The organism is Cyclobacteriaceae bacterium, assembly GCA_013141055.1.
GTDB lineage: Bacteria > Bacteroidota > Bacteroidia > Cytophagales > Cyclobacteriaceae > ELB16-189.
Genome location: JABFRS010000002.1, coordinates 1,293,377 through 1,310,110, shown reverse-complemented (window position 1 = coordinate 1,310,110; position 16,734 = coordinate 1,293,377). Strand labels below are relative to the sequence as shown.

The 16,734-nt window shown below is 40.7% G+C and carries 14 protein-coding genes, 1 tRNA gene and 1 pseudogene; 6 read left to right on the top strand and 10 right to left on the bottom strand.

Going from position 1 to position 16,734, the window contains the following annotated elements; translation table 11 throughout:
- The first annotated feature begins 96 nt into the window (after positions 1–96).
- Both HOP08_20460 and HOP08_20455 read left to right on the top strand, forming a co-directional pair.
- Complete coding sequence (locus HOP08_20460; protein NOT77302.1) at positions 97–924, top strand: helix-turn-helix transcriptional regulator; 828 nt, start codon at positions 97–99, stop codon at positions 922–924.
- Positions 925–951: 27 nt separating this feature from the next.
- A pseudogene (locus HOP08_20455) lies at positions 952–2,222 on the top strand (beta-lactamase family protein).
- Here the strand turns inward: HOP08_20455 and HOP08_20450 are convergent.
- The 6 genes from HOP08_20450 to HOP08_20425 are packed head-to-tail and all read right to left on the bottom strand — an operon-like array spanning position 2,217 to position 5,029.
- Positions 2,217–2,591, bottom strand: coding sequence for a hypothetical protein (locus HOP08_20450; GenBank protein ID NOT77301.1), 375 nt, complete (start codon positions 2,589–2,591; stop codon positions 2,217–2,219). The pseudogene HOP08_20455 and the gene HOP08_20450 overlap by 6 nt on opposite strands.
- A 45-nt stretch (positions 2,592–2,636) precedes the next feature.
- A complete protein-coding gene (locus HOP08_20445) occupies positions 2,637–3,215 on the bottom strand; it encodes a hypothetical protein (GenBank protein NOT77300.1) in 579 nt (192 codons plus the stop codon).
- 22 nt (positions 3,216–3,237) lie between these two features.
- The gene (locus HOP08_20440) at positions 3,238–3,810 is read right to left on the bottom strand and encodes a DUF4256 domain-containing protein (protein NOT77299.1); all 573 of its coding nucleotides are present in this window, start codon (positions 3,808–3,810) and stop codon (positions 3,238–3,240) included.
- 32 nt (positions 3,811–3,842) lie between these two features.
- Positions 3,843–4,235: a DoxX family protein gene (locus tag HOP08_20435; GenBank protein ID NOT77298.1), complete on the bottom strand. Its 393-nt coding sequence runs from the start codon at positions 4,233–4,235 to the stop codon at positions 3,843–3,845.
- A gap of 6 nt (positions 4,236–4,241) precedes the next feature.
- On the bottom strand, positions 4,242–4,706 hold the full coding sequence (locus HOP08_20430; protein NOT77297.1) for an ATPase: 465 nt from the start codon (positions 4,704–4,706) through the stop codon (positions 4,242–4,244).
- Positions 4,707–4,708: 2 nt separating this feature from the next.
- Entirely contained in the window at positions 4,709–5,029 is a 321-nt protein-coding gene (locus HOP08_20425) for a winged helix-turn-helix transcriptional regulator (protein NOT77296.1), read from the bottom strand.
- Positions 5,030–5,176: 147 nt separating this feature from the next.
- On the opposite strand from HOP08_20425, the gene HOP08_20420 reads away from it, so the two are divergent.
- Positions 5,177–5,251, top strand: a tRNA-Pro gene (locus tag HOP08_20420).
- Positions 5,252–5,417: 166 nt separating this feature from the next.
- The gene (locus HOP08_20415; protein NOT77295.1) at positions 5,418–5,795 is read left to right on the top strand and encodes a hypothetical protein; all 378 of its coding nucleotides are present in this window, start codon (positions 5,418–5,420) and stop codon (positions 5,793–5,795) included.
- Between the two features lie 14 nt (positions 5,796–5,809).
- Here the strand turns inward: HOP08_20415 and HOP08_20410 are convergent, their stop codons facing one another.
- The 4 genes from HOP08_20410 to HOP08_20395 form a co-directional block, all read right to left on the bottom strand.
- Positions 5,810–8,542: an FtsX-like permease family protein gene (locus tag HOP08_20410; protein ID NOT77294.1), complete on the bottom strand. Its 2,733-nt coding sequence runs from the start codon at positions 8,540–8,542 to the stop codon at positions 5,810–5,812.
- Complete coding sequence (locus HOP08_20405) at positions 8,539–8,868, bottom strand: PadR family transcriptional regulator (protein NOT77293.1); 330 nt, start codon at positions 8,866–8,868, stop codon at positions 8,539–8,541. Before HOP08_20405 ends, HOP08_20410 begins: the two co-directional genes overlap by 4 nt.
- Before the next feature lie 98 nt (positions 8,869–8,966).
- Entirely contained in the window at positions 8,967–9,857 is an 891-nt protein-coding gene (locus HOP08_20400; protein ID NOT77292.1) for a tetratricopeptide repeat protein, read from the bottom strand.
- 71 nt (positions 9,858–9,928) lie between these two features.
- Positions 9,929–12,094 carry a CRTAC1 family protein gene (locus HOP08_20395; GenBank protein ID NOT77291.1) on the bottom strand — a complete coding sequence of 722 codons (2,166 nt, stop codon included), beginning with the start codon at positions 12,092–12,094 and terminating at the stop codon, positions 9,929–9,931.
- A gap of 249 nt (positions 12,095–12,343) precedes the next feature.
- Here HOP08_20395 and HOP08_20390 point away from each other — a divergent pair, with 249 nt between their 5' ends.
- The gene (locus HOP08_20390; GenBank protein NOT77290.1) at positions 12,344–14,944 is read left to right on the top strand and encodes a hypothetical protein; all 2,601 of its coding nucleotides are present in this window, start codon (positions 12,344–12,346) and stop codon (positions 14,942–14,944) included.
- A 105-nt stretch (positions 14,945–15,049) separates the two neighbouring features.
- Complete coding sequence (locus tag HOP08_20385) at positions 15,050–16,687, top strand: alkaline phosphatase family protein (GenBank protein NOT77289.1); 1,638 nt, start codon at positions 15,050–15,052, stop codon at positions 16,685–16,687.
- Positions 16,688–16,734 lie beyond the last annotated feature (47 nt).

Genomic DNA, 16,734 nt, shown 5'->3' with positions numbered 1-16,734 from the left:
TTTCAGCAAATGACGGGTAAACGACGGGTGAAAATTGCATTCAACAATCCACCGGTACGCGTTAAACCCGTAACATTGTGCATCTAAAAAATTGACATGCAACAGCCAGAACTGGGAATACGACTCACGGCACTCCGCAAATCAAAAAATCTTATTCAGGAAGAGCTGGTGGAGAAAAGCCACGTCAGCGTGCGAACGATTCAGCGTATCGAGAGCAGCGAAGTATTACCCCGCATGTCGACTGTGAAAATTTTATTGGAAGCACTTGGAGAGAGTTATGAATCATTTTCAACCAAACCCAACCAAGTCATGGAACCTCAGAAAATTATTTTACCACACGCCTCACGAAACACTTTACTAATAGCCGCACTGGCCGGAGCTGTCTACCTGATAACTCAAATTATTCTAGGTGTCATGGATATGTCCTGGTTCATGAGCAGCCGTAGCTGGGATTTTAAAATGAATGCTATCTATACTGCACTTTCAGTAGTGATGGTAATTTCTTATTCATTATTCGCCTGGGGATTTATCGCATTGAGTAATGTGTTTGAAAATAGCTTATTGAAAGTGTCTGCCAGTGTCCTCATGATCGCTACGTTCCTCATGGGTGCTTTAGACATATATTCATTATCAGAAGAAAATTTTGATGACCTGCTGTACACATACATTGTAGCGGCTTTGTGTTTTGGGGCGTTGAGTATTGTATTTGGAGTGGCACTTATCCGATTACAGGATGGAATGGGTGAACTCGCGCGTGTGGCGGGAATACTGGAGATCGTTTTTGGTTGCCTGCTCGTGACCGTCGTCCTGTTTTTCGTTACTTATGTTATTATGATACCGGCCGTAGTAGTTGAGATACTCATTCTCTATAAAGGGTATGAATATCTCTCCCGTTCTGAATCAACGCAAGTTGCTGGCGCTTAAGTAGCTCATCATTCTTACTATTTTACTATGAAAAAAATATTGATCAATATTTTATGTATCGCTATTGCCATGATTGTTTGGGTAGTGCTTGTTTTCACCGGAACTGTGACGGGTAAGCTGCATAAATCCATCGTCCGGCAGAATGCCGCAGATTCTTTTCGTTCAGCAATTCAGGTCGAAATAGACAAGCAGTTCGTTGGCAATTTTGCCCTGGCTACCATGAAGAATGGAAGTGTTGACTATGAAGAATTTTATTCTGTTGGAAAGCCTGTGAATAGAAATACCATTTTTCAGGTTTCATCCCTGAGTAAATGGATTTCTGCCTTCGGAATTATGAAGCTGGTGGAAGAGGGCAAGCTTGACCTTGATGCGCCTGTGAGTAAGTACTTAACGCGGTGGCATTTGCCAAAGAGTGAATTCAACAATGAGGAAGTCACAATACGAAGACTCTTAAGTCATACCGCAGGATTAACCGATGGACTTGGATATTCAGGATTTGAAACAATAAATGAGATCCAATCTTTAGAGCAGTCTCTCACAAAAGCCTCAGATGCTGATAAAGGAATTAGTGGATCTGTGAAAGTGGGAATTAAACCCGGCAGTGAGTTTAAGTATTCAGGGGGGGCTTTACGCTGCTTCAATTAATCGTCGAAGAAGTCAGTCATCAATCTTTTGCCTCCTATATGAAAGAATCTGTTTTTGAACCGTTGGGTATGAAACATTCAAGTTATTTATGGAATCAATCTTTAAATGATTCACTGGTTGAATTTTACGACAGTGATGGCGCCAGGGCAAAACACTATTACTATACTTCGTTAGCTGCCACCTCTCTGTATACTTCCCTTTCAGATCTTGAATTATTTTTCCAGGCGCATCTTAGAGGTAAGAACAATGAATCCATTGGACGAAATGTTTTGAATCCTGAAACCGTTAAGTTGATGAGGAAATCTAATGCAAAGCAAATGGGAATTGATATCTGGGGATTAGGTACGGTTCTATATGCAATCACCGATAAATATGATTTCATTATTGGACATGATGGAAAAAGCACTCCCTCAATCAATACGGCAGTTCGACTGAATCCAGAGACTGGTGATGGGATTATTATTCTTGAGACGGGTCATCCCATCCTTGCAACAAAACTTGCCAGTGAGTGGGTGTTCTGGAGGACAGGCAAGGTGGATATCTTTCTTTTTTCGATGTTGATAAACCGCATGCTGTGGACGATAGGAGCAGGGTGGGTTGTGATTATTGTCATTGCGGTTATATTCAATGTCAGTCGTAATAAGAGATTATAACACCCAAACAAAGATTTCAATGATCACAACTGCAGGGACCGCAATCATTAAAAAGAATATAACCAGCATTCCAATGGAATTCCCTCCTTTGTCGCCATTATAGTGCAGCCAGACATTGATCGCTGTGAGGATCAATAAAGTGAAAAGCCGGATAGATCCAAGCAACAGTTCCGGCGGACTTTGGAAATACATAGACAATGCCAGTAAGAGGAACGGAAGATTGTAGAGAATAAATCCCAGGAAGAATGGGGGAATCTCTTTGGGCCCCTTTTTTTCTTTAACAAACCAGTAAGCCTGCATTAAAATAAAAACGCCAAGCGCAACAAAGTTGACCCATTGGGAGATCTTGAAAATGAAAAGAGAGTTCATCTTGCAGACAAGATAATCCAAAGAACCTCTAACTCACAACTTGAATTACCTGTCATTTAATCCTTCACCGGAAAGTATTTTCTTTAAAGAGTTTTGAATTCTTGACTCACGGGTTTTGGATTGTTTGGGTGCAGCAAAGTACAGGAGATACCCTCTTTGTCTTCCGGGAGTCAATGAATTGAAGGCAGCTTTCAAAGCACGATTTTTATCCAGCGCTTTTTTGAACTCATCCGGCATGGTAAATTCTGAAGTCTTTTTGAGGCTTACTTTCAAACCAGCTTCCTCGACCTTAATGGCCTCATAGACGTATGCTTTTATTGTGACTTTCAGCTTTACTATTCCGTGTACGTCGGTGAACCGGAGTTGTCGCGCTGCTTGGACATTTTTGGTTTGCTGGATCAGAATACCTTTTTTATCCTTTAATAGTGCGCCCTTGAAAAACAAAAGAGCGCAGTACTCTTTGAATACATGGATCAGAACTATGTTGCTCTTCTGAAACGTGTAAGTTGGACTGCCCCATTTCAATTCTTCGGTTAGTCCGCAATCAAGAACAATCATTCTCAATTGCTCAAGCTCTTTCTGCCACTTCGATTTTTTGAAATAGAAATCAACTTTGGGATTCATGTTGCGTTTTTAAGTTGAAGAATTAAACCTTAAGGGAACCACGGAAGCCTCTTGCAGCATAGTAAGACTCTGCACCATTGTGATAAACAAAAACCCTGGCGTATCGTAGATCAGCAAAAATCGCACCGCCAAGTTTTCTGATCTCAGAAGGTGTTTTAATCCAACTGGAAGTTTTCATGTCAAATTTGCCAAGCTTCTGCAGTTCGTGATATTCCTCCTCGGAGAGAATTTCTATGCCCATTTCTTCGGCCATATTGATAGCACTATCCTTTGGCTTATTTTCTTTTCTTGACTCCAGTGCCTCGTGATCGTAACAAAAACTTCTTCGATCTTTAGGACTTTCGATTGAACAGTCAAAGAAAATATATTCACCCGATTTTTTGTCATAGCCAACAATATCGGGTTCACCGCCTGTTTTTTCCATTTCATTAAGCGACCACAATTTTTCTCCACCTTGGATTGATTCAAGCTTTGTCAGTACTTTGAGCCATTCAATACCTTTATGGCGGTTCATATTTTTTTCAAACCTGACTTTTAAGGCATTGATTATTTCCTGACTTTGTTGTGATGACAACTTCCTTTTGATCTTGCTCATGATAAATTGTTTTAAGATTTATTGATGTGAGTTTAGCCGTATATCTGAATTTTTCTATCCGCTGGCCTGAAATACCAGGATATAATTGTTAGGATCAGAAGCAGTAATGAAGGAAATATTTCATTCACTGAACTATTGCCTGATGCGATGTGTGAAAATATTGCGCCCGACATGGCGAAGAAAAAACCCGCGTAAGCCCATTCTTTTAGTAAAGGAAATTTGGGAATAAGCACAGCTATAACTCCCAGGACTTTCCAAACACCAAGTAGTGTCAGAAAGTAGGTAGGGTAGCCCAGTTGTTCAATTGAATTGACTCCACCTGCGCCTTCTTTGGCTTTGAGTATCTGAACGGCTCCGGTTGATATCATTCCTAATGCAAGCCAGATCGTAGCAATCCAATAGGTGATTTTATTTCGCTTTGTCATAATATCTTATTTTAATTTGTTTGCGATGTCCTGAATTCTATTGTGCGCCATGTTGATGCCTTGAGCAAATGGTAGCTTGAGAATCTGATCACGGATAGCAACCGATCTGTAAACAACATGCATCGTGAGTTTGCTGGTATCAGCGGTGATCTCTTCGAATTCCAGAAATTCAAGTTGCACGCCAAAAGGCGTATTCTCCATTTCAAATGTCCTGGTGATTTTGCTATTTGGATTAAATTCATGGATGGATCCGCTGAATCTGTGCTTATTTCCTTTTGGATCAGTTGTTTCAAATTGATAGCTGCCGTGGTTTTTGTTTTCCAGTTTTAAAACTTTTGTTCCCATCCACTGCTCAACAACTTCTGCATCTTCATATGCTTTAAAAAGTAATTCCAGAGGTAGATCAAATTCCCGGGTGATGAACAATTCCTGCTTGCCGTCTTCCGCATTGATTTTGGTTTTTTGCTCCATGGCTATTTGCTTTTATATTTTTTCATGATTGTTTCCAGTTTGTTGAATCTGTCTTCCCAGATTTTGCGGAAGGGTTCAATGAAGTCAGCAACTTCTTTCATTTTTTTTGCATTGATGTGATAGTAAATCTCTCTGCCATTTTGTTCTTGTTTAAGCAACTCGCATTCAGTTAATATTTGTAAGTGCTTTGAAACAGTGGGTCTTGCGGTGTCAAAGTTGGAGGCGATGGCCCCCGCGGTCATGGCCTGGGATGCTACCAGCAGGAGAATGGCCCTTCTGGAGGGATCTGCAATGGCCTGAAATACGTCGCGTCTTAGATTCATTATGTAGCTATTTGACTACAAAATTAGTGTAGTCATTCAACTACGCAAATATTTCAACAGTTTTTTGATAAGAGTTTTTGCAAAACGACAAGACTGGGCAGATTCTGTGTTCTGAAAGATTTTATTATTATTGCACCTCGATTTTTTCGGGGTGTAGCGCAGCCCGGTTAGCGCATCACGTTAGGGACGTGGAGGTCGGATGTTCGAATCATCTCACCCCGACTACGCTCACCAAAGCAGTTTCTGCGACGGTGAGCTTTGTTCACCATAGCAATTTTTCTGCGACAGTGAAGTTCGCTCATCATTGCGATTTCCAGAACGGTAGGTTTTATTTTAGTACAGCAGGAGTTCAGTAAGGGTACTGGCAAGGGAAATAAACAAATCAGTTATGACAGACAACCAGAAATATCTTCCAAAATGGATCCTCATTGTATCAGGCATTTTTGCATTGCTTGAAATCATGGTAAGCATATCGTTATGCATTGCCCCGGAATCAGTCGTAGACACAGTTGATCTTAACGCAAAAGGTGTTGATTATCTGATTTACATGTGGGCTGCCCGCCAATTTGCTCTGGGCTTCATCTTTGCCTTTGCGACCTTAAAAAAGTCAGTTCCGATGCTGACAATTGCATACATTTTCTTCCTGGTTATGTTCGTCGGTGATTTTATTATCGGGATTTTGCAAAAGGAGAACTCCCTCATCATTGCGGCCTTGATAATGTGTTCGATCTCTTCAGCATTGATATTTCTACTGAATAGAAAATAGTTTCTATAATATCATTATTCGTTTCTAAGCGTATCAACAGGGTTATTATTAGCTGCTGAGATTGCCTGATAACTGATAGTAAGCGCGGCAATAGCAAGGGCACTAACCGATGCAACAACAAACACCCAGATGTCAATTGATGTGCGGAAGGCAAAATTGCTCAACCAATAATCAACAAGAAACCATGCCAGTGGTGATGCGATAACGATCGCCAGAACAACAAGTTTTGTGAATTCAGAGGAGAACAGGAATACGAGTTCATGTACTTTTGCTCCCATTACTTTTCGTATGCCTAGTTCTTTTATACGTTGTTCGGCAGAAAAGGCGGCAAGTCCAAATAGTCCAAGACATGCAATCACTACCGCCAGGCCTGTGAAGAGATTCAATACGACGCCCATCTGTCTTTCTGCACGAAATGTGTTTTCAAACTCCTCATCCATAAAACTATATTGGAAGATAACTGAAGGATCAATGCTTGCTATCTCAGCTTTAACACCATCAATGATCGCCTGAAGGTCATCGCTGTTTTGAACTGCTACAGGATTAAGACGCAATGCCAGATAAGATTTTCCACTTCCGAAACTCCAGTGAAGATCGTTGAGATGATGCATCACCAGTAAAGGCTGGATTTGCTCTTTAACACTGTTAAAATTAAAATCTTTCACTACCCCAATCACTTCCAGTTTCTCCTCCTTGTCAAATGCCTGTATTACAAATTTTCCAATCGGTGAATCTTCGGTCCATGTGTCCTTTGACCCCCAGCCTAATGCCCGAACTGCTTCTTCATTGAGGATGATCTTATGTTTGTCAGCCGGATTTGCCGGATCAAAATTTCTACCCGCAATAAATTCAACACCTAATAAAGGAAGATACTGCTCGTCTACACGCGCATAGCTTAGATCAAGAACAGGTTGATCCGGCCCTTCGGCTTTATAGCGATCACCTTCCCAGACATAAGGAGGAATTGAATGTGCGCGGGAAACATATTTGAACGCAGGGTTCGATTCCAGCTTAGCCTTCAGTATATCAACTCCGTTGCCTAACTGTTCCATATAGTGAAGCTGGAGAACATGATCTTTTACAATCCCTACATTCATACTACTTGTATATGAAAGCTGCTTCTGAACAAAGAAGGTGCAGATGATCAACGTGATGGAAACCGTAAATTGAAACACAACCATTCCATTGCGTATTCCTTTTCTTTTGAAACCTGACCGCACCTTTCCTTTCAATGTTTCCGCAGGTTGAAATGCTGATAAATAAAATGCAGGGTAGCTTCCCGCCAACACACCCAACATCAAAATAAATGCGACAAGGATGCCAATAAAGTATGGATTGGCAAAATGAGGCAACAATTCCAGTTGCTTGACTGCAATATTGTTGAATGCATTCAATGACAGTTGAACGAGCACCAACGCTGCAACAGCGGCTACAACAACATAGAGTGTTGACTCAACAATGAATTGTCTGACCAACGTGATCTTTTGAGAACCGAGTACCTTCCGGATTCCAACTTCTTTCGCACGATTGCCGGATCGTGCGGTTGAAAGATTCATAAAGTTGATGCACGATAATACAAGGACTAAAATCCCTATTACTCCGAATATGATAACAAATTGCGGATTGCCAGTGGAACCGAACCGGTGTTGAGAAGGCGAGGAGGATAAGTAAATATCACTGACCGGCTGAAGATAGAGCGACCATTTTTTTCCTGCAACGTATGCGTCAAAGCTTTGATTAAATATTCGTTCTGTCGTTGTTGCTGCCCACTTTGGTGGAAGCGTTTGGATCTTTGCTGTTAACGCATTAATATCAGTTCCTTCTTTCACAAGACCATAAGTTCCGAAGCCTGTCCATATCCACTTCCAGCTATTGTCTCTCATTTCTTCAACACTCGACAATGATCCAAGCATGTCAAACTGAAGGTGTGATTTGACTGGTATATCAGCAACGACACCCCTGATGGTATACGATGTATAAGTACCATCTGAATTTTTTAGTTCAATAAGCTTTCCAATGGCATCTTCACTACCGAAGTAGCGAGCTGCTGTGCTTTCAGTTACCACTAAACTATAATTTTCTTTTAATGCGGTCAGTGGATTTCCGTGAACGAATTCAAATGAGAATACCTTGAAGAAATTCTCTTCCGCAGAGAAAAACTTTTTTTCAGGGAAGTAAGATGGCTTTCCATCAATCGTAACACGAACGGTTCTTTCGCCCATGGCCAGTATCCTTGTCACTTCTTCAAATTCAGGAGCATCAGAACGCAGTGCTTCTGCAACACCTGGACCTGTTGAAGCAAACTTCCCATTCCAATCACCCCAGATCATGGGTTGATTTATTCTATAGATCCGATTCCCGTTAGTGTGGAACGTGTCGTAAGTAGTCTCATCGTAAACATAAAGTCCTATCGCCAGACAAGTAGCTATTCCAATAGTAAGTCCGCTAATATTAAGGAAAGTGAATTGCTTGTGACGAAGTGCATTGCGCCAGGCAATCCTGAACATATTGCTGATAAACATGGTGTGATTGTTTTGATGCTGTGTTGATTTTGAGAACCCGATGAGCAAATGAACGGCGTCGAAGCAGTACATGAAATCAGCGATAAATTTTCCTCTGGAAGAGCGCCGATCGTCATACATCTCGTCCAGGTCGCCAAGCAATTCCTCCAGATACAATGAATCGATAAAGCGCGATAGAATGCTATCCGTTATACTGCGTACAAATGATTTACGTTGACGCATCATGAGCCAGTATTAAGCTGTGGAATCATTCCCCACATTTTTTGACGCACTTCCTGGGAAGCACGGAGATGTTCCATTCCCTTTTTTGTGATTTTAAAAAGCCTTTTACGCCTATCGCCCCGTTTCTCGCTGCTTCCACCAAGCTCAGATTTGAGAAGCCCCTTATCCTGAAGACGGTAAAGTGTTATGTGTACAGCACCTAGAAGAATGCTGCGGCCTGAATGTTTCTCGACCTCTCTTTTAACAGAGATGCCGTAACCTGTTCCTTCCTGTATGCAGACTGCCAGGAGAACCAATTCTTCAAATTCGCCAATTCCTTTGTTGCTCATTGGTTATACATTGTATATTATACAAAATTATAACTAATAAACGCAAGGATTTTGAAAAGGTTACTGAAGGGTTAAAATTTGGCCTTTAGGACTGATTTCTACTTAATTCTGAAGTAATTCAAATCCGTGGTAGTTGTCCAGGTTTTTCCATCATCAGAGGTCGTTTCGAAATGCTGTCGAACGCGATCGGGTCCGAGATTGTAAAGGGTTAATCGTGTTATAAGATTCTTAGCGTCTGGATGTGTGACGAATTCCATCTTATTGTCTTTGTATTCTCCATTGATAAATTCAATCAGGCCACCTTTATCATCGACCCAGGTCTGGATCCATTTCTGTGATGCACTGTTGAAGAGATTGAAACTTTTCCCCGCGTATGCATTGGGAGGGGCGCTGGTCCAGTTTTCGAGAAGCACACAATCTCCCAGCATTACTTCGATTTTACTTTTACCGGCAGGCAGACCTTGAACGTTTTTCACATCCCACTCACCAATCCAGAAATCAAATGCTCGTGATTTTTCAGAATAACGACATGGATAAACAGTTTTGAGTATTTCATCCCGGTATTTCGAGAAGCGGGAATCGGATTTCAGAGCCATAAGGTTTTTATCTTCATCAAAAACACTTATCTGAGCAAATCCATTTTTAATTGATTTCTCAATCCATTGAAAAGCCTGATCCGGTTGTTTGGTCATGGCAAATGCACTTCCGAGGTAATACATCGAAAGATTGTTGTTGCCGATCTTCACAGCCTCTTCCAGATACTTGACTGCTTCTTTTGAATTTCCACTGGAGAGATATGATACACCAAGTCGGGTGCGCGCGTTCCAGTTTTGTGGTTCTGCTTCAGCAATTTTTTTATACGCCGTAATAGCATTGGACCAATCAGACGCAACGTAAAAACTGTTGGCTTTTTGCCGATCCTCCTGGGTGATGGATGATTGAGCAATGCATAAAAAGGGAAAAAGAAGGAGGAGAGCCAGTAGTTTCATAAGATTCGATTAATGTGTGAATCTACAAGGACTACATTGATATCCGCTACCCCGCTGGGGGGTAAGTTTTTCTATCGACCGCCTGCCAATACTGGTATGCACAACCGATTTGGTAGCAGCCAATTTATCTTCTTTAACTCAACAAATTTAATCACATCATTACCTTCAAAGATTTTAATAAACTGATCTGGTTTTATATTCTGAAATACCTGCACGGTACCACTGCCATGCCATTTGATTTCAAGTTCGTCAATGATGTTTGCCTTACCAATGCCAATTTCTCTTCTGAAGGGTGAACATCCAAAGCTTCCACCTGAATTTACATCACGGTAAACACTGCGGGAGACTCCATTTTCCCTGAAAGTCACTTTAACCCTTGATCCGATGGCAGCACGATTTGATTTACTTCCTTCAAGATCAATGGATATCCAGTGATTATTATTTTGCCCGGGATTCAGGAAAAATGAATTCTGATAGGAATCACCGTCATAAGCTCCGCCCATTTCAATATTGATATCCTGATCTCCATCATTATCGAAATCAGCAAAAGAAACTCCATGTCCTTTCTGTAAATGACCAACGCGTGCTGAAGTGGTGACGTCTGCAAAACGTTTTCCATCGATGTTCTTAAACATTTTATTGGGAATGATAGATTCGTAAGCGGGATTGCCTGTGCCGAGATACATGTCGAGGTATCCATCATTGTCGATGTCACCGAAGTTGGATCCCATAGCAAAAATATTTTTATTTAGTCCTGCTTCTTTCGCAACATTAGTGAACGTTCCATCCTGATTATTTCTGTATAAAAAAGTCTTGTCGGGATTGCCGGCAGGTATCCCTAAGTTTTCCGCAGCAAAATAATATGCGAGTGAATTTTCTGAAGTATAATCACAAACAAAAATATCCAGCCAGCCATCATTGTTGTAATCCCAGAACCATGTTGGGAATGTTTTTCCTTTGTCAAGATCAAGTCCGGCTTCGGCGGTTACATTTTCAAATGTTATTTCTTTCCCCTTACCTCCTTTATTTTTTAACAGCATTCTTCCTTCATTCATGCTGGAGATAAAAATGTCTTTCAGTCCGTCATTATTATAGTCTCCTGAAGTTACTCCTTTAATAAAACCCACAATATCGACCTGCGCTTTTTGGGAGATATCGGTAAAGGTTCCATCCTGATTATTAATGAATAATTCGCAGGGATGTATTTCCTGAACTGCATTACTGCCAGGGGCATTCATCACTGTTTCATTTCCAATGAATAAATCTACCCAACCATCATTGTTGAAGTCATTCCAGGTACCTGCCTGAGTGGGATGAAATGAGAGAAGTCCACTGTTAACGGTGACATCAGTAAAAGTTCCATCACCATTGTTTTTCAAAAGAGAGTTTGGCTCTTTGCCGAATCTCCTTTTCCATGCTCCTCGTAAAACGAAAATATCTTTAAATCCATCATTGTTATAGTCAGCCTGGATCATATTGAGGCCGCCGTTGATCCCTGTCAGTCCAATTTTGTCTGTGAGATCGGTGAAGGTTCCATCACCATTATTTTTGAAGTAATGCATTTTATCAGCGAGTCCGATGCTGGAGATCATAAGGTCAATGTAGCCGTCATTATCAAAATCTTCAGCTATGCTTCCGCCACCCATATTATTAACATCCAGTTTTAGGTCAGAGGCCACGTCTTCAAAAGCCAGAACTCTCACGCTGTCTGCATCACCATCGAGTCCTGGCAGCAACCATTTAGCGGGCACTTCTTTAGGATATTCTCCCAATGTCATGCAGGCAATGTTAAGGAGCCAGCGCGATTCAAGATCATTGGGGTCATTATTTAGTATAGATAGATAAAGCTCTTTTGCTTTTTGTGATGCAATGGGCTTGGTATGAATCCCTAATCCTTTTATGGGAAGTATACATGATTCAGCAGCGTGTCCGGCTATACAATTGGATCGCTCGCCTAGTCGCAAATATGACAAAGCAAGGTTTGACGTAATCAGCTTTATCAACTTGGTATTTGTTCCGTCAACATTTTTTAATAGTTGAGTCAGTGCTGCAATTGATTTCTCTTCCTGCCCGGCCTGAAGAAGATGACTTGCTTTTACATAATTGAGTGCATTGTTATCGTAGTCTTCTGAATGAAGCGCAAGGATGGAATCGACTGTGAATATCTTCGCTTCTGCATTGAAAGGATTTTGGGAATTATGTGCAAAAAGTCTTTTCTCAAGTAATAGCTCGACCATTTTTTGCTGAGCTGCCTCATTTTTTGATTTATCATTCTGGCATGATGAAAGGAGAATTATCTGCAATAAAAAGATAAGTAGGAGAGAAATCGACTTCATGTATTTGTTCAATTTGAGCTTCGAAAATACTTTAAGAAATTAAGAATTCATTAAATCCTGCATTATGTCTTTTTTTGATTTCGTTTAAAATTCGATTGAAGTGATGCCAGCGATAAAAACCGGAATGAATTTCTTTGTTTCGTTGAATAAATGAAACTTGCTTTCGTTTCTATGCTCAGAATGCGGATCTGCCTTATTCTTCTGATTTTAAATTTGCCTGCCTTTGGTCAGATCAGCCCTGAAAAGCTGGCAATGGGTCGCATGGAAAAAGGTAAATGGGCAAAGGTTGAACAGACCCTTCGTAAATCTCTTTCAAAGGATTCACTAAATCCAGAAGCACGCTATCTGCTTGCTCTTTATTTTTTTAATGCAGTAAATCCTTCTTACCAGCTTGATTCTGCTTACTCCTATGCACGATCTACAACACGAAATCTTCAACTGGTATCTGTTAAGGAGAGAGAGCGATTGAAGAAGATTCCGCTCGATAGTAATCAATTGTTAAAACTCAGAGTGAAGATCGATAGCGCTTCCTTTGAATATGCCAAACGTTTAAATACGGAGGAATCGTACCAGTATTTTATTGATCATCGTAAAGGTTCGCTTCAGCTTTCTGCAGCAGTTGAATTAAGAGATGAAGTTGCTTACATCGACGCCTTAAAAGTTAATACCTGGTCGAGCTTTCAGAAATTTCTTATAAAATATCCCTCGTCAGTCAGAATCAATGAAGCAAAAAGACGGTTCGATAAATTGTTATTTGAGGATAAAACAGGTGATCATAAACTATCCAGCTTCATCGCTTTCCATAAGCAATTTCCAAAAAGCCCATATCGCTCAATCACTGAGAAATCTATACTTGAAATGTCTACTGCTTCAGGTTCGCCTGAATCGTTTCAATGGTTTATTGAAAATTATCCATCAGGAAGCTCAGCCATTATTGCGAAAAATATCCTGTATAAACTTCAGACAACTGATGACGAGAATATTTTCGATGAAAACTGGATGACAGACTCTCTCCGGTCAATGGAGAAATTGAATAAGTCATATTGGGTGCCGATCATTAAATCAGGAAAATTTGGATTCATGGATGAGCATGGGGTAGAGGTAATTGCTCCATTGTTGGATGACATTGCTGAAGATTATCGCTGTGGTGAAATAACAGAACGCTTGCTTGTAACTTCTGCCGGTTTGCTGGCACGTGATGGAAGCATTCTGTGGAATGGAAAATTGAAGGAGGCTAAAGAGATTGGAATGGGTTACCTTTTGTTGACTTCTGATTCCGGAAATTTTGTGATGCATGAGTCAGGATTCAGAATAGGCTCTTTCGTTATGAATGCACAACCTGTCGCTTCTCGCTTTCTGGCTTTGCAGAAAAGTAATAAATGGGGATTGTTCAGCCTGACAGGAAAACAATTGCTGCCCTATAACTATGATGACATAAATGCAATTGACTCATTGATTGTTTTAGAAAGAATGGGGAAGAAAGTCCTTACTACACCATCATTGATTGCAAAGATCAATGGACGATCTTCTCTTAATGAGGATTTTGTTTTTGAAGATGTAAAGCGATGGGCTCCCCGGCAATACTGGGTTCGCAATGGGTCTTTGGAAGGAGTGATTGACCCTTATCTGAATTTTGTCATTCCACTCGATCGACAGCGGCTGAGAAAAGCAACCTTTGGGTTTATTCAACAAAGAGACGGAAAGGAATTCGTGAAAGGCATTAAGAAATTTGAGAACATTCCTTACAAGTCCATTCAGGAACAGGCAGGATGGGTCCGTTTACAAACAGAGAATAATCGCTCACAGCTTTATGATAAAGCGTTGACCAGCTTATATGAAGGAGATAGCGTCTGGTTTAAAGGTCAATTGGCCATGATGCAGATAAATGATTCCCTTAAAGCCTTTCTGCCTGCTGGGCAAAAGCTCTCATTTTCTGAAAACACGTATTTTCAGCTAAAAGAGTATCGAGATTCATCCGCATGGGTAATCGTAGATGACAGGAAAAGAAAAACTGTATATGATGCAGCTTCTGGAATTAAATTATTTACTCTGGATTTTGATGACCTGGAAGCAATTTCAAATAATGTTTTTCTTGTAACACGACTGAATAAAAAAGGACTTCTTACCGAGGAGGGCAAAGTTCTGATTCCTATTGAGTATGATGCCATTGTATCTGTTGATTCAACCCAGTTCTCCTTGCTGAAAGAGAAGAAATTTGGTTGGTATGATCTCAAAAGAAAGATATTAATACGACCAGTATTTGACCGTAACATTAAATTTTATAATTCCGGATTGCGGATCGCTTATAAAGATAAATTCTATGGATTCATTACGCTGGACGGAAGGCCTTCCGGAAATTTTGATTGGGAGGAGATACAATATTGGAATGATTCGACGGCCCTTGTGAAGAAGAATTTTCAATGGATGCTGATGAACATTCATTCCAGAAAGATATCCATGGACCGAATTCGGAATTTTACTGTTATAAAAGACACTTCAGGGGAGAAAATCTATATTGTCAAACAAGACAACGCTTTTGGGGTAATCAGCAGCAAGCATGGGATTGTTGTTCCGATCCAGTATAGTGATGTGATCAATCTGGGAAGCAAAGACATGCCACTCTATTTTACCGAACGTCATATTGAAGAAGCAGGTATTTCAGTGGTGATTTATTATGACCATCTTGGAAAGATCATTCGCAAGCAGGCTCTGGAAGCCGAAGAATTTGAGGAAATATCCTGTAATAATTGACGGGTCCTAATCTTCAGATTTTGCATTGTACACTCAGATTTCCCCACATTTTAAGTTAGAATCTTTAAACCTGAATCATTTATATTCGCAGGAATGAAAAAAGCTATGAAGCATTTGATTTTTATTATCCTGACAGTGGCTGCCTTAAGCCTTAGTGCCCAGGACAAACCCAAGTTGGTAGTTGGTATTGTAGTGGATCAAATGAGGCAGGAATATCTATATCGTTTCGAAAAGAAATTTGGCCCGGGAGGATTTAAACGGCTTATGTCCGATGGGTTCATGCTCAAAAATGCGCACTATAATTATGTGCCAACATATACCGGTCCGGGACATGCTTCGGTTTATACAGGTACTACACCTGCCATTCATGGAATAATTGCAAATGATTGGTTTGATAAGACTTTAAAGAAAGCCGTGAATTGCGTTGGCGATGAGAATCAAAAACCTGTTGGGATTGAAGTAGGGAATGGCGACGTATCTCCCTGGAGATTACTTTCCACAACTATTACAGACGAATTAAAACTTGCCACCCAAAAGCGAGGTAAGGTTATTGGACTTTCTATGAAAGATCGCGGTGCGGTTCTTCCGGCTGGTCACATGGCTGATGGCGCATATTGGTTTGACTCACCAAGTGGTAAATTTATCAGCAGTACTTATTATAAACCAGGCTTGCCTCTGTGGCTTGAAAAAGTCAATTCATTGAATCTGGCAGATCAATACCTTAATCGGGAATGGAAGACTCTCTTGCCGGTTGAGCAATATACAGAGAGCGGTCCTGATGATTCTCCATATGAGAACAGAATAAAAGGCAAAGAAGAGAAGCCGGTGTTTCCATACAATCTCAGACAGATGAGAACAAAATCAACCGGCTATGAATTGATTGTAGCATCAGGCTTTGGTTGTGATCTTTTAACAGATGTTGTGAAGGCAGCATTGGATGGAGAGGAGCTTGGTAAGGATGAGATCACTGACTTTTTAACGGTCTCTTATTCAAGTCCTGATTATGTGGGTCACGCAATGGGCCCCAACTCAGTAGAAATTGAAGATACCTATCTCCGCCTCGATAGGAATATCCAGGATCTTTTGAGTGAGCTGGATAAGAAAGTAGGAACAGGACAGTATATCGTGTTCCTGACCGCAGATCACGCTGTTTCTGATGTTCCTCAATATCTCAAGGACAATAAAATTCCTGCGGGATTATTCCGTGAATCATTTGCAGAGGCAGGTATTAATGATTTCCTGAAAAAATACTTCCCAGACAAAAAGATTGTGGAGAAAATCAGCAATGATCAGGTGTTTTTAAATCAGGAAGCCTTCACAGGAGATCCCAAATCAACCGGAGTTGACAGGTTAATTGTAACAGAATTGATCACTCAGTATCTGATGGGTACAGATGGTGTTGCCAATGTATTCACCTCAAGTTCGCTTCGTTCTTCCGACTACGGAGAGAAGGGTCTCAAGGGAAGTGTTGTTAGAGGTTTCAATCCCAAACGTTCCGGTGATATTGCATTTGTGCTGGAGCCAAACTGGTTATCAAGTTCTTATGTAACAGGAACTACCCACGGCTCTGGATATACGTATGATACTCACGTTCCGATTTTATTTTATGGGTGGGGTGTAAGAAAAGGAAGTTCTTCACAACTTCATGTTATCACTGATATTGCGCCGACGTTATCAGTTCTGCTGAAAATAAAATTTCCCAGTGGCTGTACTGGTCAGCCGATTACAGAAATCACGGATTAATTACTTCTTCACTCCAATCTTTCAAATAACACATCATCAAATCTCAA